This window comes from Actinotignum sp. usb-actsch-rep-73, from assembly GCF_059082735.1.
This window is the reverse complement of sequence record NZ_JBHNPV010000072.1, coordinates 1-23,066: the sequence shown is the minus strand read 5'-3', so window position 1 is coordinate 23,066 and position 23,066 is coordinate 1. Positions and strand designations below refer to the sequence as shown.

Annotated in this window: 19 protein-coding genes; 10 read left to right on the top strand and 9 right to left on the bottom strand. The window is 55.4% G+C overall.

Annotated elements, in window-relative coordinates:
* Positions 1 to 102 precede the first annotated feature (102 nt).
* The gene (gene secA, locus AC5RE1_RS05695; protein WP_179370528.1) at positions 103 to 2,931 is read left to right on the top strand and encodes a preprotein translocase subunit SecA; all 2,829 of its coding nucleotides are present in this window, start codon (positions 103 to 105) and stop codon (positions 2,929 to 2,931) included.
* Positions 2,932 to 3,057: 126 nt separating this feature from the next.
* On the opposite strand, the gene AC5RE1_RS05690 is transcribed toward secA, so the two are convergent.
* A complete protein-coding gene (locus AC5RE1_RS05690; protein ID WP_006681779.1) occupies positions 3,058 to 3,528 on the bottom strand; it encodes an Rv3235 family protein in 471 nt (156 codons plus the stop codon).
* Positions 3,529 to 3,788: 260 nt separating this feature from the next.
* Between AC5RE1_RS05690 and AC5RE1_RS05685 the strand changes: the two genes are divergently transcribed.
* Together AC5RE1_RS05685 and AC5RE1_RS05680 are read left to right on the top strand one after the other, a co-directional pair.
* Positions 3,789 to 3,980: a hypothetical protein gene (locus AC5RE1_RS05685; RefSeq protein WP_103633517.1), complete on the top strand. Its 192-nt coding sequence runs from the start codon at positions 3,789 to 3,791 to the stop codon at positions 3,978 to 3,980.
* Between the two features lie 20 nt (positions 3,981 to 4,000).
* Positions 4,001 to 4,471, top strand: a complete 471-nt coding sequence (locus AC5RE1_RS05680) for a DUF6912 family protein (RefSeq protein WP_103633518.1) — start codon at positions 4,001 to 4,003, stop codon at positions 4,469 to 4,471.
* Between the two features lie 144 nt (positions 4,472 to 4,615).
* Here AC5RE1_RS05680 and AC5RE1_RS05675 read toward each other — a convergent pair whose 3' ends face one another.
* Genes AC5RE1_RS05675 through AC5RE1_RS05650 form a run of 6 tightly spaced genes read right to left on the bottom strand, consistent with a single transcriptional unit; the run spans position 4,616 to position 12,707 of the window.
* Entirely contained in the window at positions 4,616 to 7,741 is a 3,126-nt protein-coding gene (locus AC5RE1_RS05675; RefSeq protein WP_103633519.1) for an AAA family ATPase, read from the bottom strand.
* Between the two features lies 1 nt (position 7,742).
* Positions 7,743 to 8,963, bottom strand: coding sequence for a metallophosphoesterase family protein (locus AC5RE1_RS05670; protein ID WP_103633520.1), 1,221 nt, complete (start codon positions 8,961 to 8,963; stop codon positions 7,743 to 7,745).
* A 51-nt stretch (positions 8,964 to 9,014) separates the two neighbouring features.
* The gene (gene hisN / locus AC5RE1_RS05665) at positions 9,015 to 9,812 is read right to left on the bottom strand and encodes a histidinol-phosphatase (protein ID WP_103633521.1); all 798 of its coding nucleotides are present in this window, start codon (positions 9,810 to 9,812) and stop codon (positions 9,015 to 9,017) included.
* 9 nt (positions 9,813 to 9,821) lie between these two features.
* On the bottom strand, positions 9,822 to 10,892 hold the full coding sequence (gene rsgA / locus AC5RE1_RS05660; protein WP_103633522.1) for a ribosome small subunit-dependent GTPase A: 1,071 nt from the start codon (positions 10,890 to 10,892) through the stop codon (positions 9,822 to 9,824).
* Positions 10,882 to 12,216 carry a 3-phosphoshikimate 1-carboxyvinyltransferase gene (aroA, locus tag AC5RE1_RS05655; protein WP_179370526.1) on the bottom strand — a complete coding sequence of 445 codons (1,335 nt, stop codon included), beginning with the start codon at positions 12,214 to 12,216 and terminating at the stop codon, positions 10,882 to 10,884. The genes rsgA and aroA overlap by 11 nt, the downstream gene beginning before the upstream one ends.
* Positions 12,213 to 12,707 (bottom strand): hypothetical protein, encoded by a 495-nt coding sequence (locus AC5RE1_RS05650; RefSeq protein ID WP_179370525.1) that lies wholly within the window; start codon positions 12,705 to 12,707, stop codon positions 12,213 to 12,215. Before AC5RE1_RS05650 ends, aroA begins: the two co-directional genes overlap by 4 nt.
* A 134-nt stretch (positions 12,708 to 12,841) precedes the next feature.
* Here AC5RE1_RS05650 and AC5RE1_RS05645 point away from each other — a divergent pair, with 134 nt between their 5' ends.
* The 3 genes from AC5RE1_RS05645 (at position 12,842) to AC5RE1_RS05635 (ending at position 13,931) form a co-directional block, all read left to right on the top strand.
* Positions 12,842 to 13,447 carry a sigma-70 family RNA polymerase sigma factor gene (locus AC5RE1_RS05645; RefSeq protein ID WP_179370524.1) on the top strand — a complete coding sequence of 202 codons (606 nt, stop codon included), beginning with the start codon at positions 12,842 to 12,844 and terminating at the stop codon, positions 13,445 to 13,447.
* Positions 13,440 to 13,766, top strand: coding sequence for an anti-sigma factor family protein (locus AC5RE1_RS05640; RefSeq protein WP_179370523.1), 327 nt, complete (start codon positions 13,440 to 13,442; stop codon positions 13,764 to 13,766). Before AC5RE1_RS05645 ends, AC5RE1_RS05640 begins: the two co-directional genes overlap by 8 nt.
* Positions 13,767 to 13,856: 90 nt before the next feature.
* Entirely contained in the window at positions 13,857 to 13,931 is a 75-nt protein-coding gene (locus tag AC5RE1_RS05635) for a 50S ribosomal protein bL37 (RefSeq protein ID WP_373273797.1), read from the top strand.
* A gap of 67 nt (positions 13,932 to 13,998) precedes the next feature.
* On the opposite strand, the gene AC5RE1_RS05630 is transcribed toward AC5RE1_RS05635, so the two are convergent.
* Both AC5RE1_RS05630 and AC5RE1_RS05625 read right to left on the bottom strand, forming a co-directional pair.
* Positions 13,999 to 14,598, bottom strand: coding sequence for a GDSL-type esterase/lipase family protein (locus tag AC5RE1_RS05630; RefSeq protein WP_006681769.1), 600 nt, complete (start codon positions 14,596 to 14,598; stop codon positions 13,999 to 14,001).
* 14 nt (positions 14,599 to 14,612) lie between these two features.
* The gene (locus AC5RE1_RS05625; protein ID WP_179370522.1) at positions 14,613 to 18,437 is read right to left on the bottom strand and encodes a multifunctional oxoglutarate decarboxylase/oxoglutarate dehydrogenase thiamine pyrophosphate-binding subunit/dihydrolipoyllysine-residue succinyltransferase subunit; all 3,825 of its coding nucleotides are present in this window, start codon (positions 18,435 to 18,437) and stop codon (positions 14,613 to 14,615) included.
* A 236-nt stretch (positions 18,438 to 18,673) separates the two neighbouring features.
* On the opposite strand from AC5RE1_RS05625, the gene AC5RE1_RS05620 reads away from it, so the two are divergent.
* The 4 genes from AC5RE1_RS05620 (at position 18,674) to AC5RE1_RS05605 (ending at position 22,854) form a co-directional block, all read left to right on the top strand.
* Complete coding sequence (locus tag AC5RE1_RS05620) at positions 18,674 to 20,005, top strand: hemolysin family protein (protein ID WP_103633627.1); 1,332 nt, start codon at positions 18,674 to 18,676, stop codon at positions 20,003 to 20,005.
* The gene (locus AC5RE1_RS05615) at positions 20,002 to 21,066 is read left to right on the top strand and encodes a hemolysin family protein (protein WP_103633525.1); all 1,065 of its coding nucleotides are present in this window, start codon (positions 20,002 to 20,004) and stop codon (positions 21,064 to 21,066) included. Before AC5RE1_RS05620 ends, AC5RE1_RS05615 begins: the two co-directional genes overlap by 4 nt.
* A gap of 124 nt (positions 21,067 to 21,190) precedes the next feature.
* On the top strand, positions 21,191 to 22,039 hold the full coding sequence (locus AC5RE1_RS05610; protein ID WP_103633526.1) for a M23 family metallopeptidase: 849 nt from the start codon (positions 21,191 to 21,193) through the stop codon (positions 22,037 to 22,039).
* Positions 22,036 to 22,854 carry a glycerophosphodiester phosphodiesterase family protein gene (locus AC5RE1_RS05605; RefSeq protein ID WP_103633527.1) on the top strand — a complete coding sequence of 273 codons (819 nt, stop codon included), beginning with the start codon at positions 22,036 to 22,038 and terminating at the stop codon, positions 22,852 to 22,854. Before AC5RE1_RS05610 ends, AC5RE1_RS05605 begins: the two co-directional genes overlap by 4 nt.
* Positions 22,855 to 23,066: the final 212 nt, after the last annotated feature.

The following is a 23,066-nucleotide window of genomic DNA, read 5'->3' as shown; positions in this document are numbered from 1 at the left end:
CTTTCGACGCTCATAATTCGAGTGTGCGCCTATCTTTACGTAGACTGGTTCGGTGCGCACGCACAATCGGACGACGGTCCGAAATGAACGTCAGGAGTATCTGTGTCCCTCATTGACAAGATTCTGCGAGCCGGCGAAGGCCGTACGCTCAAGAAGTTTGATCAGCTTGCCACTCAGGTTGATGCGTTGCAAGAAGACTTCGAAGCGCTCACGGACGAAGAACTCCAGGCAAAAACCGCCGAATTCAAGGCTCGTCTTGAAGAGGGCGAAACCCTCGACGACCTCCTCGTTGAAGCTTTCGCAACAGTCCGCGAAGCATCCTGGCGCATCCTGCGTATGCGTCCCTTCCACGTCCAGGTCATGGGGGGCATCGCACTGCACAAGGGCAACATTGCCGAAATGAAGACCGGTGAAGGCAAGACCCTCGTCGCCACGATGCCCGCATACTTGCGTGCACTCACCGGCAAGGGCGTCCACGTCGTTACGGTCAACGACTACCTGGCAAAATACCAGTCGGACATCATGGCTCGAGTCTACAATTTCCTCGGCCTGACCACCGGCTGTGTACTGGTCGGACAGAAGCCTGCAGAACGCCGTAGGCAGTACGAAGCTGACATCACCTACGGAACCAACAACGAGTTTGGCTTCGATTACCTGCGCGACAACATGGCATCCACCCTCGATGACATGGTTCAACGTGGCCACAACTACGTCATCGTCGACGAAGTTGACTCGATCCTCATTGATGAGGCCCGTACGCCACTCATCATTTCGGGTCCGGCCTCGGGCGACGTCAACCACTGGTACATGGAATTCGCTCGCATTGCACGCATGCTTGAGCGCGACGTTGACTACGAAGTTGATGAAAAGAAGAAGACCATTGGTGTTCTCGAAGCAGGTATTGACCACGTCGAAGACCAGCTCGGCGTCGAAAACCTGTACGAGGCAGCAAATACTCCACTGATCGGCTTCCTGAACAACTCGATCCGCGCCAAGGAACTCTTCCACAAAGACAAGGACTACATTGTCACCGACGGTGAAGTTCTGATCGTCGACGAGCACACCGGCCGTGTCCTTCCGGGGCGTCGCTACAACGACGGTATGCACCAGGCGATCGAAGCCAAGGAAGGCGTCGAAATCCAGGCTGAAAACCAGACCCTGGCAACGATCACCTTGCAGAACTACTTCCGCCTCTACCCGGAGGGCTCCCGCGCTGGTATGACCGGTACGGCAGAAACCGAAGCAGCGGAATTCGCCTCCACCTATAAGATCGGCGTTATCCCGATCCCGACAAACAAGCCGATGATCCGCAAGGATCAGCCGGACTTCGTTTTCCCATCTGAAGCCGGCAAGCTCAAGGCAATCATTGAAGATATCGCTGAGCGCCACGAAAAGGGACAGCCGGTTTTGGTGGGTACCGCTTCGGTTGAAAAGTCCGAACTGCTGTCCCAGTTGCTCAAGCAACGACACATTCCGCACCAGGTCCTGAACGCAAAGCAGCACGCGCGCGAAGCTGCCGTTGTCGCAATGGCCGGTCGCAAGGGTGCAGTCACGGTGGCAACCAACATGGCTGGTCGAGGCACCGACATTATGCTCGGTGGTAACTCCGAGTTCATCGCTCAGGCAAACCTCGCGGCCAAGGGACTTGACCCGAAGGAAAATGCTGACGAATACCGTGCGGCGTGGCCGATCGCCCTTGAAGAAGCAGATGCGGCCGTCCAGGCAGAACGCGAAGAGGTCCGTGAGCTTGGTGGCCTGTACGTTTTGGGTTCAGAACGCCACGAATCACGTCGCATCGACAATCAGCTGCGCGGTCGTTCCGGACGTCAGGGTGACCCCGGCGAATCGCGCTTCTACCTGTCCATGGAAGACGACCTGATGCGCCTGTTCAACTCGGGTATGGCGCAACGCATCATGGCCTCGGGCGCATACCCCGAAGACCTGCCGCTGGAAAACAAGCTTGTTTCACGTTCGATCGCATCGGCGCAGCACCAGGTTGAAGCGCGCAACTTCGAAATTCGAAAGAACGTTCTGAAGTACGACGACGTGATGACCAATCAGCGTGAACTGATCTACGATGAGCGCCGTCGTGTCCTCGAAGGCGAAGACCTCGAGCCCCAGATGAAGAACTTCATGCGTTCACTGGTCACTGGAATTATCGATGAAAAGACCGGTGGTATCAGCCCCGCCGAATGGGACCTTGACGTTCTCTGGGATACGTTGCGTGGCTACTACCCACCGTCAGTGACCTATCAGGAAGTCGAAGAAGAACACGGTGGGGCAGGTTCGCTGGTTCGTGAAGACTTGGTCGAAGAAATCTACGGTGACATTACCGCTGTCTACGAGGATGCGGAAGAAGCTCTGAAGGCCAATCCGCTTGCTCGCGGTCAGCTTGGTGAAGAACCGATGCGTGACCTTGAACGTCGTGTTGTTGTCGCGACCGTTGACCGTCTCTGGCGTGAGCACCTCTACGAAATGGACTACCTCAAGGAAGGTATTGGCCTGCGTGCCATGGGTCAGCGCGACCCGCTCGTCGAATACAAAGACGAGGGCGCTCAGATGTTCCAATCCATGATGGAGCGCATCAAGGAAGAATCGGTCCAGCAGGTCTTCTCTGTTTCCCACCAGTTCGAGCGTGCTTTTGAACAGGCAAAGGAACAAGGCCTCTTTAAAGATGATGAATCTGCGAAGGAATCGGCAGAAGAACCGGCCGCCCAGGCCGAGTCTGCTGATGCGCCTGCTCCGGCCAGCCCCGTTGCCGCTGCTAAGGCGCAGGTTGTCATCGGCGAAGCTCAGCGCCTCAACCTGGCGAAGCTCAGCTACTCATCGTCCGATGGGACGGCAACGCAGGGCAGGGCAACCTCGTCTGGCGCGTCGTCGAATCGTGCTCAGCGTCGCGCGTCGGCAAAGAAAGCGCGTCATCGAAAATAAGCGCTGGCTCTCGCCTTGGTGATTATCTAAGAAGGCGACGATAAAAAACGAAAACTGCTCCCCAGAAGAACATCGTCATTGATGTTTTCTGGGGAGAAGTTCGTTTACTTCAATCGCTGTGAACTTCTAAGCGATTTCAAGAGCGGTCGTCATCCAGCGACCTTTGAACTCTTGTAGGCGCAGTGCCACCGCATAGCATCGTGCAGCACCGCGAATAACGACGGACGCTTCAACTTTTCCGGGGCTGGGCTCGCTTGCTCGCCACGTGACGGGGATACACCCTGTTCGGGTTTCTTCGTCGCCTTCTTCCCGGAAACTCAGGTGTTTGAAAGCGTTGAAAAGTTGCGGAAGCATCCAGCGCTCCAGCTGACGTTTGTCCCTGAGATCAAGGACTGCCTCGATGGCTGCGCGGGCAAAACCTGCAGCCCACGGTCCCACGTCAGGAAGTGTGTCTGGATAGTGCCCGTAGGGAGTAGCCCGCGATTCGAGCCATGTCCGAGTGTCAGCTTGTTGCTTCGGAGGAACGTCGATTGTGAGGTCCCAGCGAAACATGCGACGTTCGGGCATGTACGGGAAGGAGGCTGGCATCGTTGCCATTGGTATAGCTCCTCTTATCTTGAGATTCTCGGTGTGTTTGACTGTGTTCATCGTCCGTCATGTAGACATGAAGGGCTGATTGTGTACCGCTGTATTTGCTACTCCCTTCCTTGCGCTGGGGATGTGGTGCGCGCGTTAAAAAGTGCCATCGAATGAGGTGCGATATTGCGACGCGCCGATATAGGTTTTTGTGTAAAGGTTGTTTATGAGTTATGAGTGTGCGGTCTGTGGGTGGATGCTGTCAATAGATTTCAAGTCCTGTGGATAACTTTTTACCCCTGAATGCTTTTCAACTGTTCTTCGTAACGACAAAAGCCCTAGAAGAGCTAAAAAATGGTGTTTTTTCAAAGAAAAATGATGAGTTTGAAGCGGCGCATCATCGCCTCATCAGGGTTATAGTGCTCGCATGTGTTGCGAAGAGAGGAAGCTATTTGCTTCAACGCGCTCAATGACAAGCAAGACACAAGGGTAAGTGTGGAACACTGAAGCTATGCGCGTATATTTCCCCGCTCTATCGTCTGATCTTGGCGAAGAACAGATTTCTTTGCGACAGGCCTTCGTAGCCGTTCCTTCCCCAGACATGGGGCGTGAGGACGTTGAAGTGCTTGAAGATGATGCGCAGGTCGAGGCTGCGTTGGCTTCGCTGATTCTTCTGCGCGATGCCCCAACGCATGCATATGCGCGTATTGTGCTTGCAACTGACATTCAAACGGACGCAGTGCCTTCTGGAACCGGAGTGCTTGAAGTCAACAATGTTCGGTGTGATTGGAACGATGTCGTTGCGATTCTTGCCGATGATGGTGAAACATCGGAGCAGGTTCGGCGCGTGATAGAAGCCGATAATCAAGACCAGGCAGACCACGCGATTAGTGATCTCTGGGAGTTTCCTCTGCAGTGGTTTGATGTGTCGGAACGAGATGCGCTGCGCGAGATTCTGAAGTAGGAATCTGTATTTACTGATCCCTGATGCATCGTGTGTGGGGCTAGCGTGATCAACGCTAGCCCCACACACGATGAAGCAAGGCCTTTCCCTTCCTCCCTGACAAACCGTCTATTGAAACGGAAGGGGATAATGTGTCGCCTGGAATCAGAAGTCGATCGACAAGCTTGAACCCCCATTTGCTTTGGGGCGAACATGGATCTGATCGCTGATCTGCTTTGACATCTCTTCGACGTGGCTGATGACACCAACGGTTCGACCACTCTGGCGCAACGCATGCAGGTGGTGCATGACGACATCACGCGTATCGGAGTCCAATGAGCCGAATCCTTCATCGATGAACATCGATTTGATTTCCGTGCCCCCCGATTCAGCAGTGACAATGTCAACCAATCCCAACGCCAGTGCGAGAGAGGTATAGAACGTTTCGCCACCGGACAACGTTTGGGTCTTGCGAATGCGGTCTGTTTCCAGATCGTGAATTGCCAACCCCAACCCAGACTTCTTTGAACGAGTGCCATCTTCTGGTCTGCAGATCAGTTGGTAGCGACCACCGGAGAATGCGCTGAGACGAGGATTCGTCGCATCCAAAACCTCATTGAGACGCGACACTAGCACCCATGATGATAGGGGAGTCGAACTGAGATTGAGAGATCCACCGTTGACGATATTCACAAGACGCTGGTACGGAGCAACTTCTGCTCGGACATGGTCGAGCTCTGCCACGGCGGTCTTAAAGTGCGTGTGAGCATCGTCAATCTGTCCCACAAGAGCACTGAGCTGACCACAGCGGTGTTGCATGGCATCGCGCGCAGCCGTCGCATTGGTATCCGCTTCTTCCAAGGCCGCCGTAGACTGCACACTTCGATCAGCAACATTGGCAAGACGTTTGTCCAGGAGTTGGTTTCGCGTTATCTGAAGATCACTCTGATGGGAGTCAATCTGGTCCTTTAATGCACGGAGCTCTTCGCCAGCGATGAAATGTGAATCAACGAAAGCGAGGGCTTCCTCGATGGAAGCGCACGGCGAATCAGTGAGAGCCTGCGTCAGCGCATTCGTTGTAGTTTCAAGGCGCGCATAGCTTTGATTCCACTCTTGGAGGTGCTTGTGATGCGTGCGAGCTTCAGTCAAAGAATCGCTGACATTCGCCAGATGCGCTTCGATTGATTCAAAGGTTCCACGGCCTTCTTCACACCGAGCCTGCTTCGTATCGATTGATTGGGCAAGCGAAGAGTGTTGTGACTGCGCCTTGCCAATTTCAACCTTGGTTTCAGCGAGCTCGTCTTTCACACGGCTAATGTTCTGCTCAAGTTCGGCCAGAGCCTGATCAAGTTCCTTGATCGTTTGAGACAACGCTGAATGCTTGTCGATTCTTTCTTGAGCATTCTTGATTTCGAGTTCCAACGAAGCTTTATCCGCACGTGCAATTGTGTTTCCGCTCGCTATGGCTTGGTTGGTCTGAGCGTGAAGCATATGTGCTTCGTTCAATTCCTGCTCTGCTTTCGAACGCGCCTGATCGACAGCATCAAGGTCTTCGAGGGTGACAGCGTCCGTCTGGTCGATACGTGCCGGAGCTGGATGCTCCACCGAACCACAAACAGGGCAGGGCTTGCCGTCTTCAAGCTGGGTGGCAAGACTGCCACTGGCGTGATCCATCCACCGCATATGTGCTTGGAGGGAAGCGATGTTAGCTTCTTGCGCCCGGCGACGAGCACTTTGAATGTTCTTAGCCCTGATCTTGAGGATTTCGATATGCTCAGCGACTTCACATGCAGCCTGGTAACGCGGTTGTAAGAGCGCCATGTCGCGTTCGCCTGTTGCGAAGAGCTCCAAGTCTTTCAACATGTTTTCGCGTCCCTGAAGGGCGCTTTCACGCATTTTGGGAAGCTGGGAAAGCTGGTCTTCAAGCTGGGTGCGTTTCTGGGTGAGTACAGCAAGTGAGGCTGTTAATGCCTCTTGTTCTTCGCGTTCATTACTGAGTTCTTGCTCGAGTGACGTGAGGTTCTCAAGAGTTGCTTTCTTGGCACTGAGAGCTTCCACAATGGTGCTGAGTTCTTCTAAAAGCTCGTCAACCATGTGAGAGGAAAGAGAATCTTCCTCAATATGCGAAAGGGTCGTGAACCGTGAGCGAAGCTGACGATGCGCAGTGAGAAGCTCGGTATTTTTGACTGACATATAGTCGCGAGCGTCGGTGAATTGACGAACCGGCCCAGAGAGCGAGGAAGCAATAAGAGCATCGGAATGACGCTTCTTGTACTGATCAATGATCAAAGCGTGCTCCATCAGCATCTCCAAGTGAGATTGGAGTTCCATGCGTTCTTCAACCAAGGAGTTCAAGGCGCGGGTAGCTTCGAGCTCGCGGTGACATGCTTCGGCTATATCGATCAACCCGGGGAGCTTGGCTTCTTCTTCATCGCATACGCGATGAGCACTCTGGGCGAGAGTGATCGCCAGCGTCGATGCCTGCTGTGAATCGGGGTCAAGAGGATCGACATCCGCAAATGATGAGGGGGAATCCTGTGAAGCTAAGAAAGGAGAATCGTGGGAAGAATCAGCATCTGCGGGGCGAATGAAGTCCTGAAGGTGTCCGTACAGGCTCTCTAGATCGCTGAAACGACGGGTGACCTCGCGTTCTGCCTCTACTACGTCATCTGAATGTTGTTTTGATACTTCAGCAAGCTTCTTTTGGAAGGTCGTAAAAAGATGAGTGTTGAAAATATCTTTCAGAAGCGCTTCACGTTGCTCTGACTTTGCCATCAAGAAATCAGCGAACTTTCCTTGAGGAAGAACGACGGTTTGAACGAACTGGTCTTTTGTCAGACCAACCGCTTGCGTGATCCACTGATTCATCTCGGCGGCGTTACGGCCGATGGGATCCCCATCAACGTAGGTAAAATGACCATCGGCTGATTCGACGGGGTGTACCTGAATCAACGTCAACTGCCCGTTACGCGCAGTCTTATTGCCCTCGGGGATATATGTGGGTTCTCGGTAGACCTTGAAGAAACCTTCGGAGACTTCAAAGACTAGTTCGACATAGGACTTCGCTTTGGCCGGAACATGGTCAGAACGCAAGCGATCCTTCGTTGAGTCGCTTCCGCGCGCAACAATTCCGTACAATGCAAATGTAATCGCATCAAGAATTGTTGATTTTCCAGCCCCGGTGGGTCCTTCAAGCAGGAACAAACCGGAGTCGTCGAATCGGGTGAAATCGATCGTTTCCTTTCCAGAGAAAGGGCCGATTCCTGCGAACTCGATACGAATCAGCTTCATATCAGGCCTGCTTCCTTACTTGTTCCCACGTGTCTTGAATGATGCCTCTCTCGGTGTCGGTGAGTTTTGCTCCGCCTAAGAGCTCAAAAAACTCGAGAGAGATTTCAGTATCGCTACGAGACGAAACCGCAGATACTCCCGTGTGAGACGGCGGAGTAAGCGATGACTCGTGCTGGATGATCAACGCGTACGGATAGATCGTTTTCAACCGTGGGATCATACGATCGGGTCGAAGATCATCGGTCACCGTGATGGAGCAATAGGATGCTTGATCATTCGGGTCAGGGTCAGTGATCAGCTGGTCCATCGTTCCGCGTAGAACAGCAATCGAACGATGAACAGGAATAGCAATCGGTTGCGGGTGAAGGTATCCCGCTTCGTCCACTGCATCGGTGTCCAGCAAGTACACGCGCTTGGTTACCCGATATTCCGAGAAAGAATATGCGACTGGTGAACCCGAATAGAACACGGGAACAACGGTTCCTGAAATCTGTTGAGGACGGTGCAGGTGCCCAGCTGCGACGTATGCAAGGTGTGCCACCGGCGCGTTTTTCCCGCCAAGCGTGTCAAAGATTCCCGCCGGCACATGGGCAACGCCACCGACTTCGATATTGCGCTCTGAATCCGATGCGCTACCGCCGGTGATAAACGCATGAGGCATCGCAATCGCCGGACGCACATCACCCTGAGCGCGGCGTTTACGCAGGTCGTTATGGATTCGACGCAACGCTGCCCCCATTACGGCTTCGTGTGAGCGCGCCAGGGGAACAGGCAGTGAGGTTTCTTCATCGATCTCTTGATCGGACAGGATCTGACGAACAAGGTCAGGTTCAAGATAAGGCACGGGATAGATCAACGCACCGTCGTCGAAAGTGCCGCACTCAATCGCAGTGCCGATTCGTTCCGGTTCAGTCTCTATGACAAGTGAATCACTGAGAAGAGCAGAGAACATTCCCAAACGAATGGGGCCATCGTGATTCCCGGACGTCAGAATAATGCGCGTATGACCAGCCAAATCGGTCAAGTAGCGGGACAACTGGCGTACTGCATGAACCGGTGGAACGCTACGGTCAAAAACATCGCCACTAATCAGAACAACATCGACTTTGCGCTGGATAACCAGTTCCTTTAACCAGCTAAAGAAGGCATCAATGGAGTCAGATAGGGACTCGCCGTGAAGCGTGCGCCCAACGTGCCAATCCGATGTGTGAAGAATCTGCATGCTTCTAGTGTGAGGCATACCGTGTACAAACCGAATTGCACTCTCGACGGATTAGTCCTTTGGCCAGTGGAAATGATCAAGAATCTGGTCGTGAAGCAAGCCGTTTGATGCGAGTGCATTCGCTCCCCAGGGGCCTGCTACTCCGGACAAAGACGTAAAGCGCCCACCTGCTTCAGTCACAATTGGCACCAGCGCGGCCATGTCATAAAGCTCAAGCTCAGGTTCACAAGCGACGTCAACAGCGCCGGTGGCGACCAACATGTAGCTGAAGAAATCACCGTAGGCGCGCGTGCGCCAAACGCGAGCCTGCAAATCAATGAACTCGTCGATCCGCCCAACTTGCTGCCAACCCGTCAGCGACGAATACGATAGCGACGCCTCCGACAGGGCATTGATTGTGGAAACGTGCAGAGTATGAGGGGCATTCGAGCCAAACTGTTCCCATGCTCCGCCACCTTGGGATGCCCACCAGCGTCGTCCCAACGCAGGCGCCGACACAACACCGACAACAACATCGGAACCATCAACCAGTGCAATCAATGTCGCCCACACGGGGACATTGCGCACAAAGTTCTTCGTGCCATCGATCGGGTCAATGATCCAACGTCGCGTCCCCGCCCCAGACGAACCGCGTTCTTCTCCGTAGATCGCATCATCTGGGCGGCGAGTCGCTAACGCAGTGCGGATCATGTCTTCGACACCACGATCCGCGTCTGACACGGGCGTGAGATCAGGCTTTGACTCAACAACAAGATCAGATGCTTGAAAGCGCGCCATTGTGATTTCATCAGCGTGATCAGCAAGATCTAATGCTATTTTCAGATCATCAGCGTAACGAGAGTCAGGCATGTCTTCACTCTAGCGCGCATCGCGTGACGCTTGCTTTGCCACGTTAACGGCATCAAGCAGGCGACGCGCTGACAGTGCCATAGCGTTGCGACGCGCAGAGTCTTCATGACAGACAGCCTCAAACGGGGCCTCGCCACGCACCCAAGCGTCGATTGCGCAACTCGGTTCGCCCTCCGCATGGGAACAGAGGGGGAGGCACCACGAGGTTGCTTCTGCAACTTCCGGGAATACTCCCAGAACGTCTTCTTCGTCTACGTGCCCCAGGCCGAAAGAACGGACGCCGGGCGTGTCCATAATCCATCCGCCCTCGGGCAGTTCGAATGCTTCGGAGGAAGTGGACGTATGGCGTCCCCGTCCCGTCACTTCATTGACGTGCCCGACACTGCGGTGAGCATCAGGAACCAGCGCATTGATCAGCGTTGACTTTCCGACACCCGAATGCCCGACAAGCACGGAGAAATGACCCGCAAGCTCGCCCTTTAATGCCCCGAGTCCCTCAGTGGGAGTGGCCTTACCACCCTCAAGCGCCTGCGTAACAATAATGCGGAAGCCAAATGGAGTATAGGTCGCAAGAAGCTCGCTTGGGACGCCAAGATCGGACTTCGTGAGGCAGAGGATGGGGGTCATTCCGGCTTCATATGCGGCCACCAAACATCGGTCAATCATGCCGGTTCGAGGTGGCGGATCGGCCAGCGCGACGACGATACACATAGTGTCCGCGTTCGCGACAATCGCCTTTTCTCCGCGTTGGTCGGGTGCATCTTCCAATGATCGACGAAGGATGGAAGTACGTTCTTCGACGGCGACAATTCGAGCCAGCGTATCGACGCGTCCCGAAACGTCCCCGGTTACGCGCACGCGGTCACCCATGATCACCGACCCGCGCTTCAGCTCTTTGGCGCGAACAGCATTCAGAGTTGTCGCGTCCTCCATCCTGACGCGGTATCGCCCACGATCAATAGCAATGACGTGCCCGAGCGGTGAAGTAGACCAATCTGGGCGAATTTTTGTTCGTGGACGCTTTGACTTTCCTGCGCGAACTTTGACGCGCGGATCGTCGGTTCCAGTGTCACGCCTCAATGGAAGCCTCCTTGCTTGAAGTGACAAGCGATGCCCACATGAAAGGGAAATCGGGCAATGTCTTTGATGTGCACGCAATATCGTCCAGCGTTGTGCCCGGAATTCCCAATCCTAGGATTGCCGCGAAGGTGGCCATTCGGTGGTCGGCATAGGCGTGGTGGAGCGCGGGCGTTGGAGTGGTGGGGGGAGTGATCGCCAGATAATCTGTCCCCTCATCGACCTGGCAACCACATGCCCGCAGTTCTGTTGCCAAAGCGGCTAGACGGTCAGTTTCGTGACCTCGCAGATGACCGATACCTCGTAGAAACGAAGGTGAATCAGCGAAAACGGTGAGCGCAGCAATCGTCGGCGTGAGTTCCCCGACGTCTGCCAGATCCACGTCGATTCCGCGAATATGGCCGGCCTTCGCGCTCACAGTCAGTGCGCCATCGTGTAGAGTAACGTCGGCTCCCAGCCGTGGAAGAATGTCGCGCCATGCGTCACCGGCCTGCGTCGTTTCGGCGGGCCAATGCGGGATCGTCACCTTTCCGCCACACACCAGTGCGGCTGCGAGGAAAGGGCCAGCATTCGACAGGTCGGGTTCGATCGAATTGACGAGGCCGCGCGACCGTTCGTTGATGACATGCCAGGAATGGAACGCGGGGGCACCTTCGTCTATTTCCTCGACATCGCATCCGCGCGCTCGCATGGTCTGACAGGTCATTTCAATGTGGGGGAGCGAAACGACTTTACCGAGTGCACTGATCGTTACAGGATGGCTGAGCATAGGCGCAACCAACAGCAGGGATGACACGAATTGTGATGATGCGCAAGCGTCGACCGTGATTGTTGCTCCCGCCGGAAGGTGGAGTGGTCCTTGAATAGTGAAAGGCAGGAATCCTTCTTCGCCGTGGTAGGTGATCGTGGCACCACACTGCGCAAGAGCGTCCAGGAGTGGCTTGAGGGGGCGTAGACGAGCGCCCTCATCACCATCGAAATGAGTGATCCGACTGTTGAGTGCAGCCAAGGGCGGAATAAAACGCATCACCGTGCCGGAAAGCCCACAATCGATGGAGATCTCATCGGTGTGCTCTGGCGCTTGAGGATCAAGAGGGACAACGTGCGCCGAGGTGCCGGAAAACTCAATGTCAGCGCCCAACAGTCGAAGGGCGTCTATAAACAATCGAGTATCCCGCGAATCAAGAACCCCGGTCAGTGAAGAAGGAGAATCAGCGGTCGCTGCAAGATAAAGCTCACGAGCCGACAGTGACTTCGACCCGGGGATCTCAATAGTTGCATCTAACGTGCCCGATGCTACGGGCGCCTGCCATAGGCGGGAAGTCAAGCGGAAACCTTTGTCGCCAGAGCTTTCTCACGTTCTAGGGCGCGGCGTGCCTGCCACTGATTGACTCGCCATGACACTGACGGGGCACCCACGCGATCTGTGCTGGCCAGCGCATATGCTCCAGCAAGTGCGAAACGGGATGCCATTCCAGAGGTCATTTCACGGCGCTCAGCGCGACTACGAGCAGTCCAGAGCGGATGATTCACAAGAGCCATCGGAATCGAAATAGCCGCAAGAACCGTAGCGCTTGTCCGAGGAGCCTTACCAAGAGCAAAACATGTGGCTGCACCCAGCATCACGCCACCTAAAACCCGCGTTGCAACAGTCAGCTGCTCATCGGTGGGAACGGCCTCGCCCGCCACCGTATCCATCAGCGGACGGACAACGTGAGCGCGCTCGACGTGCACTTCAGGCTCACGCAGAGCTGAAATGCCATCGAGGAGGGCGGGAAGCGCCAAAGCTGGCCTTGCACATGCACGAAGAAGATTCATGCCTCTATTGTCCGATGAAAAGCGGTTTTCGTGAGCCACAACGCGCTTGATTATGGAATACAAACCTCGTCCGCACGCGTTCACAGACGTATGAACCACACGATTTGGGTCTCCAACGCTTACCCTTAAGAGTGATGACTACTTTCGACAACGCTTCTCGTCCCTTTGTAGAAGTGGAACTAGATCAGACATTCGTCCGCGATGCCATCCCGTACGAAAAAATGCTCTTCCGCGCAGCACTGCGACTGACAGGTAACAGAACAGACGCTGAAGACCTCGTACAAGAGACCTATCTTCGCGCATATGCGAAGTTCCATCAATACGCTCAAGGCACCAATTTGAAAGCCTGGCTCTACCGGATACTGACGAACACCTTCATCTCCGAATATCGCAAAGCGCAACGTCGCCCCAAACACTCGCCTAACGAAGACGTCGAAGACTGGCAGCTCATGCAAGCAGCTTCTCACGACTCAGTTGCTTTGGAATCGGCGGAAACCGAAGCTCTCGCTCGGATTCCGTCAACACAAATTCAAGAAGCATTACACAGCCTGAGCGACGAACAGCGAGCAGTTGTTGTACTCGCCGATGTTGAATCGCTCAGCTACAAAGAGATTGCCGACATACTCGACATTCCGATTGGAACCGTCATGTCGCGTCTCTCTAGAGGCCGAGCAAGCCTGCGCCGAACACTCGCAGACCTTGCCAAAGAATATGGAATTACAGGAGATAACAATGAGTGAAGCCATCGGATGCGACGCGTTCCGAGAAGCGCTCTTCGCCCTGGTGGATTGTGAAGAATGCGAAGAACGTCGCTCGCTCATTGATACCGGAACAGTCGAAGGCCCCTGCGAACGCGAACGCCTTGCCTTGATCGCGCATGCTTCTGGATGCGAGCACTGCGCCCAAGAATTAGACCGTGAACGCCATGTGCGAACCGCGTTGCGACACTTCTTCGATGACGAGCCTCTTCCCGAAGGATTCGAAGCCCGTCTGCTTGCTCGCCTCTCATCGGTTCAGGTTGAAACAACATCTGTATATGTCGAAACGTCAGGGCAGTGACGTGTGTCGCTAGGGCGGTCAGCCTGTTGGCTTAACCGCTGTTTTTATGGGAAACTGTCAGGGTTGAATTCAAAACTTGAGGAGATCAACATGTCGAAGAGGGGCCGCAAGCGTCGCGATCGTAAGAAGCACGGTGCGAACCACGGCAAGCGTCCAAACGCATGAGCCGTCTTTAACGCAATGCCCGGAGGCTAAAGCCTCCGGGCATTTTGTTTTATCAGTTTCCTTCGCATTACTCGCGAGGCGTCGCCCCCGTCCATTCGTACCACCCTGAATGCAGTACGAGCCACGCCATCAAGGCGTATCCGGACTGGCCGGGAAGCGTCAGCCCTGAATCCGTTCGCGCCCTCGAGGCTGCCATGTCTTCAAACCACTGATCGTGCGCAACAAGGGGAGTGTACGTATCAACGTAAGGAAGGCCACGGCGCTGGCATACTTCACTCATCGAACGGGAAAGCTGAGCAACCGACGACGAATCGCTCCCGGCAAGAGGTGGAGGTCCCACCACGAAGCAAGGAATCCCCAGCGAGGCGGCACGATCGGTGATATTCGCCAGATTCAAACGCGAACGAGCCGAGCTTAAACCCGCTGAAATATCAGCGGTACCAACACCGACAATCAAACCGCGAGGTCCTTCGGCACCCAAGCGGAGCCCGACTTCCGATTCCCAACGCGCTGCCAGGCTATTCGTGGATTCCCCGGGAACACCCAATGTCATCACCGTTGGAGCCGTTGCAAACTCTGATCGAGCAAGCACGCGACCAATCCAGCCGAGCGCTCGCGGGTCACCAGTTCCAGTGACCAGTTCGTCTCCGATAACGCAAAGTCTCATTGGGCTCCCTCGAGTCAGCGAGCAAATGCTGCTGCCATGAGTTCGGCGTTCTGCCGCTTGTGATCCGATCCTCGACCGGCTGCGGTTGTTGCCGATTCGGGGCGAGAGACAAGGCGAACAGGACGTTCAAACTCCATGAACATATTGAGTGCCAGGAACGGCCAGGGACCTTGGTTCTTCGGCTCATCCTGAACCCACATAATTTCTGCGTGCGGGTAGCGGGCAAGCTCTAAAGCAAGCTCCTGGGCGGGAAGCGGGTAGAACTGTTCAAGACGAATGATTGCCGTTGAACGATCGCCACGCGCTTTGCGTTCCTTAACAAGGTCATAGTAAATGCGTCCGGAACAGATCAAGACCCTAGTGACCTGCGTTGCATCAATCGACGGATCAACTTCACCGATGATTGGTCTAAAGGTCCCAGATGTGAAGTCTTCAATCTTAGAAGTTGCGGCGGCAAGACGGAGCAGTTGCTTGGGCGTGAAGGCAATCAGAGGCTTACGCGGGCGTCGATAGGCTTGCTGACGCAACATATGGAAGTGATTAGCCGGAGTAGACGGCTGAACGATCCACATATTGTCCTGGGCAGCCAACTGCAGGTAACGCTCGATACGCGCCGACGAGTGGTCGGGACCCTGACCTTCGAAACCGTGGGGAAGCATCATCACCAAGGAAGAACGCTGGCCCCACTTCTGCTCGGCGGAGCATACGAACTCATCGATGACGGGCTGCGCACCGTTCGCGAAGTCACCGAACTGTGCTTCCCAGACGGTCAGAGCATCGGGACGTTCCACCGAATAACCGTAGTCGTATGCGAGCACCGCATACTCCGACAGGGGAGAGTCGAAGATATCGAACTTCGCCTGCGTTGGGGTCAGGAACTGAAGCGGTGTGAATTCACGGCCGTTCGTGTTGTCGTGAAGAACAGCGTGGCGCTGGACGAAGGTCGCGCGACGTGCGTCTTCACCCGAGAAACGAACGGGCGTTCCCTCCATCAGCAGTGTGCCAAGAGCCAAGAGTTCGCCGAATCCCCAGTCAATGGGACGCTTCCCGTAGGCCATTTCTTGGCGTCGCTCGCAGAGCTGAGCCATCTTCGGATGCGGGGTAAAGCCGGGCGGGAAGGAAACGTGAGCGTCACCGATGCGGCGGATTTCTTCCGTCGTTGTTGCTGAGTGCCAGCCAATCATCATGCCGGAACCGGGCAACTGAGAGTCGGGCATCAACCAGCCGGCGCTTTCCTTCTCAGCATCATCTTGCGGTGCCCACCCGTTTTCGCGAGTTTCGGACAGGATGCGCGAGAGCTCGTTCTCGTACGCGGTCGCCGAAGCGAGGGCCTCGTCTTCTGTCAGTTGGTGACGACCAACGAGGTTCCGCGTGTAAACGGTGCGTGTCGACGGGATCTTATTAATCAATCCGTACATGACGGGCTGGGTCATCGACGGGTCATCACCTTCGTTGTGACCGCGACGGCGGTAGCAGACCATGTCGATGATGACGTCCTTATGGAACGTATTGCGGTACTCGAAGGCGAGTGCTGCCATGCGGACAACAGCTTCCGGATCGTCGCCGTTCACATGGAGGATCGGTACCTGGAGGCCCTTGGCAAGGTCGGTGGGGTAGCGGGTCGAACGGCCAGACGTTGGTCCGGTTGTGAAGCCAATCTGGTTGTTCACGATCACGTGGATCGTGCCACCGGTCTTGTAACCGGTCAGCTGGCTCATATTGAAGGTTTCCTGGACAACACCTTGGCCAATGAACGCGGCGTCGCCGTGAACCAGAACAGGGATAATTGGCAGGCTTTCATCGCCAAGCGCTTCCTGTTTGGCGCGGACAATGCCTTCTAGGACGGCGTCGGCGGCCTCGAGGTGCGATGGGTTAGCGCCCATGTACACCTTCGTTGCCACACCGTCTTCCAAGGTGTAGACGCCCCAGGTTCCTAGGTGATACTTCACGTCACCGGAGCCCTGAACCGACGAAGTATCTTGGTTTCCTTCAAACTCGGAGAAGATCTGCGCGTAGGACTTGCCAGCAATATTCGCCAGAACATTCAGTCGACCACGGTGCGCCATTCCGATCGCAACTTCGTGGATACCTTCTCGTGCCGATCGTGCAAGGACCTCATCAAGAAGCGGGATCAGTGACTCGCCACCTTCAAGGGAGAAACGCTTCTGTCCCATGAACTTGGTCTGAAGGAACTCTTCGAATGCTTCGGCGCGGATCAGCGTCGATAGAATTCGACGCTGTTCAACTGGAGTGGGAACTTCGTAGGGGAGTTCGATGCGGTGCTGGACCCACTGTCGTTGCTCGGGATCCTGAATATGCATGTATTCAATGCCGACGCTACGCGTGTACGTGTCGGACAGGCGAGTCAGGATATCGCGTAGCAACATTTGCTGTTGGCCACCGAATCCGCCGGTCGGGAAGGGACGATCGAGGTCCCATACGGACAGGCCGTACTGGGTGATATCCAGGTCGGGGTGGCGGCGCACGCGGTATGCCAACGGGTCCGTGTCTGCGGCAAGGTGACCGCGTGAGCGGAATGCGTGGATCAGCTCTACGATGCGCGCGGGCTTCCCCTTCTCACGCTCGACGTCGTACTCGTGGTCCGCTTCCCAGGCGTAGGGGTACTGGGGGATGTGAAGTGAAGAGAAAACGCGTTCGTAGAATCCATCCAGACCCGACAGCTTTTTATCGATGAGCGCGAGGAACTGGCCGGAGGCCGCACCTTGAATAATGCGGTGGTCGTAGGTCGACGACATGAACATGGTTTTGCCGATGCCCATTGCTGCCAGCTTGCGCGGGGAAACTCCGCGGTATTCGGCGGGGTAGTCGGTTGCGCCAACACCGATAATGAGGCCCTGCCCCTTCATCAGGCGAGGAACAGATGTTGTTGTACCGATTGTTCCAGGGTTTGTCAGAGTAACGGTTGCCCCTTGGAAGTCACCGGTACCAAGATCGCCTGTGCGCGCACGCTTGACCAGATCCTGATATGCGTCAACGAATTCCATGAAGGTCATGGTGTCTGCCTTGTGGACGACCGGGACCATCAGAGAACGCCCGCCGGAGGCGTTGGTGACGTCAATTGCTAAGCCGAATCCGACGTGGGCTAGACGGTGGATCGCGGCCTTGGTGCCTTCCATCTGATAGCGGACGTTCATATCCGGCATTTCGCACAGAGCCTCGACCAAGGCGTAGCCAATCAGGTGGGTGAAGGAAACCTTGCCACCAACGGTGCGCGCCAAGTGAGCGTTGATCAGAGCGCGGTTTTCAATCAGGAGCTTCGCAGGTATCTGACGCTGTGACGTTGCAGTGGGAACAGAGAGGGATTCATCCATGTTCTTCGCGGTTGCGCGTGCCACGCCCTTGAGGATGTGGAGCTCGTCTTCCTCGGCAAGATCAGTGTTGAGTGATGCGGCGGTGTGGCCGTGCATCTGACGAGTATAGGGAGACGTTGCTTCCATGATGCGCGCCGGAGGAGCCGGGGGCAGGTCAGAACGCGTCACGGACTCCACGTTCGTTTCCGGTGCGTCCGCTTCGGGTTCCTCGAACACAGATTCAGCTAAGATACGTGCTTTCGGCTGTGCGAAGTGTGTCGTGGGGTGATCGTGGATCGACGAGGCCGCCGGCGGGAAAACCGCGGCCTGAACGGGGGCGGGGTGCGATGCGGCCGGAGCGGCCTCGGCAGTTGGCTGAGGAACACGCAACTGAGGAGGAGCGGACTCGGTCGCAAAAAATGCGCGCCACGAGGGATCAACCGAAGTTGGATCCGCCTGATACGCGCGACGCATGGTGTCGACGTACCAATTATTTGCCTGCGGCTGTGCTCCGTTGTCAGTTGCCACGAGAATCTCCGTTCTGTTCAGCCGTGAACCCTACGGCAAAGCATACGGACAGTCTGGGTCTTTAGGCCCGATTTTATAGAGATTGGATATAGCCTGAACGCGTCTTTGGGGAAAAGAAGAAGAATTTTTGGTGAAACTGGCAACAGAGTGGATTCTTGTGCTACACAGAGCACGAATCGGTAAACTGAACGGGTTATGGATTCTGATTTACCATCCAACAGTAAGGTCACGCAGTGATCGCAACTATTGCGATGCTCGTGCTTGGCATCGTTCTGATAATCGGCACATTTATTTTCGTGTCTGCGGAGTTTTCGCTGGTCGCGCTCGATCAAGCGGTCGTTGAAAAGCGATTCCAAGCCGGCGACAAATCCGCCGGAGAAGTCCTGAAGGCAACGAAAACACTGTCGACCCAGCTCTCTGGAGCCCAAGTTGGTATTACGCTGACCACGATTCTTCTCGGCTACACCACGCAGGTAACAATCGCTGACCTTCTTGAAACGGCACTCGGAAGTGCTGGTTTAGCGGCTGGGCTTGCCACGGGTATCGCCGCGATTGTGGCGGCAGTTTTCATTAACGCCGTATCAATGCTCTTTGGTGAGCTGGTTCCAAAGAACCTTGCGCTCGCTCACCCCTTAAAAACCGCGGGTCTTGTCGTTCCCTTTCATATGTTCTTCACTGCGCTGATGAAGCCGATTATTTTCGTTTTGAACGGGTCGGCGAACGCGGTGCTCAAACTGGTGAACATCGAGCCTCAGGAAGAGATCTCATCTGCTCGGTCAGCGTCTGAACTCGAAGCAATGGTTCGACACTCAGCCGAAGAAGGCACGATCGACACGTCGACCGCCTCGTTGTTGACGAACTCAATCCGCCTGTCCGAGTTCACCGCTGCCGACGTCATGACAGACCGCGGGCTGCTTCACTTCCTGCCGGACACCGCCGTCGCATCTGATGTTGTCGCCCTCTCACGAGAAACCGGGCACTCACGTTTTCCGATCGTCGGTGAGGATTTAGATGACATCATCGGCTTGGTTTCGTTGCGCCGTGCCATCGGAGTTCCTTTCGAGCGTCGCGACGAGGTCCCCGTTGTGTCTGCATCCCTGATGGCAGAGGTTCCATCGGTTCCCGAAACAGTCCCCATTGGTCCTCTGATGGTGCAATTGCGTGACGAAGGCCTGCAAATGGCAATCGTCGTCGATGAATACGGTGGGGTGGCAGGTGTTGTCACTTTGGAGGACGTCATCGAAGAAATCGTTGGTGAAGTGTCCGACGAGCATGATGGGCGTCGCCTCGGAATCCGTACCCGTGCCGACGGCGCTCTGCTGATCCCCGGAACCCTGCGCCCCGATGAGCTCTTCGAACGAACTCGGATCGCCCTTCCTGAAGACAACGCCTACGACACGATAGGCGGCCTCGTGATGGCCCAACTTGGACGCATCCCGATGGTTGGCGACCGCGTTGACGTGCACTCAGTGATCCTCGAAGTTGAACACATGCAGGGTCGACGCATTATGCAGATAGCGCTCTATGTGCCTGATCAGGAAGATGAAGAACCGGAGGTTCAGCTATGAGCGCCGGTTGGGGTCTTGGAATCACCGTTGTGTTGCTGGCAATGAATGCTTTCTTCGTCGCCGGAGAATTTGCGACGACATCGTCGCGCCGTTCGCAGATCGAGCCTCTCTGCGAAGAAAAGCGTCGCGGAAGCGCTCAGGCGATGTTCGCACTTGAACACGTATCATTGATGCTCGCTATCTGTCAGCTGGGTGTCACGGTCGCATCAACAACCCTCGGCGTCGTCGCAGAACCGGCGATCGCGCACCTCGTGGAGCATCCGCTGGTTTCACTGGGCTTACCTGCCTCGTCGGCGCACATCGTTGGTTTTATTGTCGCACTGATTATCGTGTTGTTCCTGCACGTAGTGTTCGGTGAAATGGTGCCGAAGAACGTGTCGATCGCAAACCCGGCACGACTCCTTCTGCTTCTTGCGCCGCCTCTGGTGGCAATTGGACACGTTGTCAGCCCGATTATCCACGCAATGGATTCATTGGCGAACTGGTTCCTGTCACTTCGTGGAATTGAACCTAAATCTGAAATTGCGGCAACGTTTACAGCCGAAGAAGTGGCCTCCATCGTCGAATACTCGACCGCTGAAGGAGCTTTGAGTGACGACTTTGGTCTGCTCTCGGGAACCTTGGAATTCTCGACTGAAACCGCTGGGTCAGCGATGGTTCCTTTGGGTGACCTGGTTACTTTGGAGCCCGATGTCACCCCCGACGAGGTTGAAAAAGAAGTCGCTCGAACAGGTTTCTCGCGCTTCCCGATCGTTGCTCAATCCGGTGAAATCGCTGGGTACATTCACCTGAAGGACGTACTCTATGCCGATGCTACGAATCGCACTCAACCGATTCCCGCCTGGCGTATCCGCAAGATGGAAACCGTTGCATCAACCGATGAAGTCGAAGACGCGCTCCGCGCAATGCAACGTTCGGGAACGCACTGTGCACTGGTGAAAAACCAAGCAGGAGAACGAATTGGCGTGCTCTTCCTTGAAGATGTTCTAGAAGAATTGGTCGGCGAGGTTCGTGACTCATTGCAACGCGATGTGATCACTCGCGACCGCGATGAGTTATGACTCCCACTTTCAACCAAACCTCTTTAACCGCCAGGCAATACGATGTAGGTTAGTAAGCGTTGAACTCGGGCACTCACTTCGAGGGCAACTCCCTGAAATCAGCAGATGAAAAGGAACGTTCAGCGTGTCTGAAGCCAAGATTGAATGTCCGTTGCCGTCACGTCGGCAGATTCATGGACATAGCGATCTGGACGCGTCTACGCCTCGCAAAAGACAATCCCACGTTACTCGTCGTGTAGCTCGTGTCGGTGTTCTTGCTGTGCTAACGGCAACGACTGTCGCGATCCCGCTGTCGGGGTTTGTTGGCGCTCAGTCTTCTGTTGAACTTCCTGCGCGTGCACTTGGTGTCAGTGCCGGTGACGAGTCCTGGACAACGGCAACGGTCGTCGCGCAATCGCAGGCCCTTGAAGGGTCCGTCACCGCAGCATCTCGCACACGAGTTCGCGCACCTTTGACTCTCAATGGGTGCTTGCCCTCTGCCCAGACAGCCGCGGGCAATCGAGATGTCCAGGTTCGATCCTCGGAGATCTACTGGCCAATGCCAGCAGGAACGTTCGAGATCACGTCGCCGTTCTTGATGCGCGTTTCCCCGATTTCTGGTCAGCTACAGATGCACGAAGGCATCGACATGGCTGGCCCACTGGGAACTCCGCTACACGCCGTGTATGGCGGCGAGGTCGTCGAGGTCTCTGAAAACAGCCGTTCCGGTGCGTTGGTGAAGATCAAGCACGTCCGTGAAGACGGAAGCATTTTCTATAGCGCGTACCTGCACCAGTACATGGATCAGATCAAGGTCCGTGTGGGCGACACCGTAGAAGCGGGACAGGTAATCGGTGCCGTTGGAAACAACGGTTGGTCAACTGGCCCGCACCTTCACTTTGAAATCCATAACTCCAACGACGAGCCCATCGATCCCGAAGCATGGCTTAAAGAAGTTGGCGCAGTTTATTTCGGAGAGCAGGCTTGTTCATGATCCCGGTTTCTTCTCGCGTCGGGCCGATCATTCTTGCCCACAGGGGAGGCAACGAGGTCGCGCCTGAAAACTCGCTTGAGGCATTCGCTGATGCACGTCAGCTCGGTATCCGCCACATTGAAACCGATGTTCATCTGACCGCTGATGGCAAGGTTGTTGTCCACCATGATCCGATGATCGATCGCGTGTACAACGGTTCTGGTCTGATTGCTCAGATGACGTGGGATGAGTTGAAGACGTACACGAACGATCACGGTGATCGTATTCCGTTGCTGTCCGAAGCTCTTGAGACCTTCCCGGATCTGTACTTCAACATCGATGCGAAGGTTCCCGGTGTTGAGGGGCCTCTGTTGGATGTTGTCCGTCAGGCTCATGCTGAGGATCGCGTTGTCCTGGCATCGTTTAACGAGCGTCGGCTGAAGTGGCTCAGAGAGCAATCTCAGGGCCAGATTGCAACGTCGTTGGGTAGTCAATCAGTGGTGCGTTTGGTTGCGGCTGCAAAGAGCGCAACGAAGACGCGCACATGGCGGATTCCAGGTTCTCATCAGGGCGTTGTTGCCGCTCAGGTTCCGCTGTCCTTCGGCCCCGTGACCGTTGTGGATCGTCGTTTTGTTGCGGCGGCCCATTCGCATGGTTTAGCTGTCCACGTCTGGACGGTCGATGAGATTGACGATCTTAATCAGCTGATCGCTCTTGGAGTCGACGGCTTTGTGACCAATAAGCCGAAGTGTCTGCGCGACTATCTGATCGATCGCGGACTTTGGGAAGAGCTTCCTCCTCCAGGCGCGATGCGGGGTCAGCACCCGCGCGACTGAGCGTCGTGAGCAGAATGCGCCCCCATGCGTTTATGTGCATGCAGGTGCGTTTTCTTTTGCGTTACGCGCGAGCTGGCAGGTTTGGGCGTGTGAGGCGACGTTGTGGGGTTTGCGCGTGGAGTGGATCCGGTTTTTTGCCTCGAATGACCTCAGAGAGTGCCAGCGAGGTTCTGTATGTTTGATCCGCTGTTGACGTCGATGCTGACCCCATA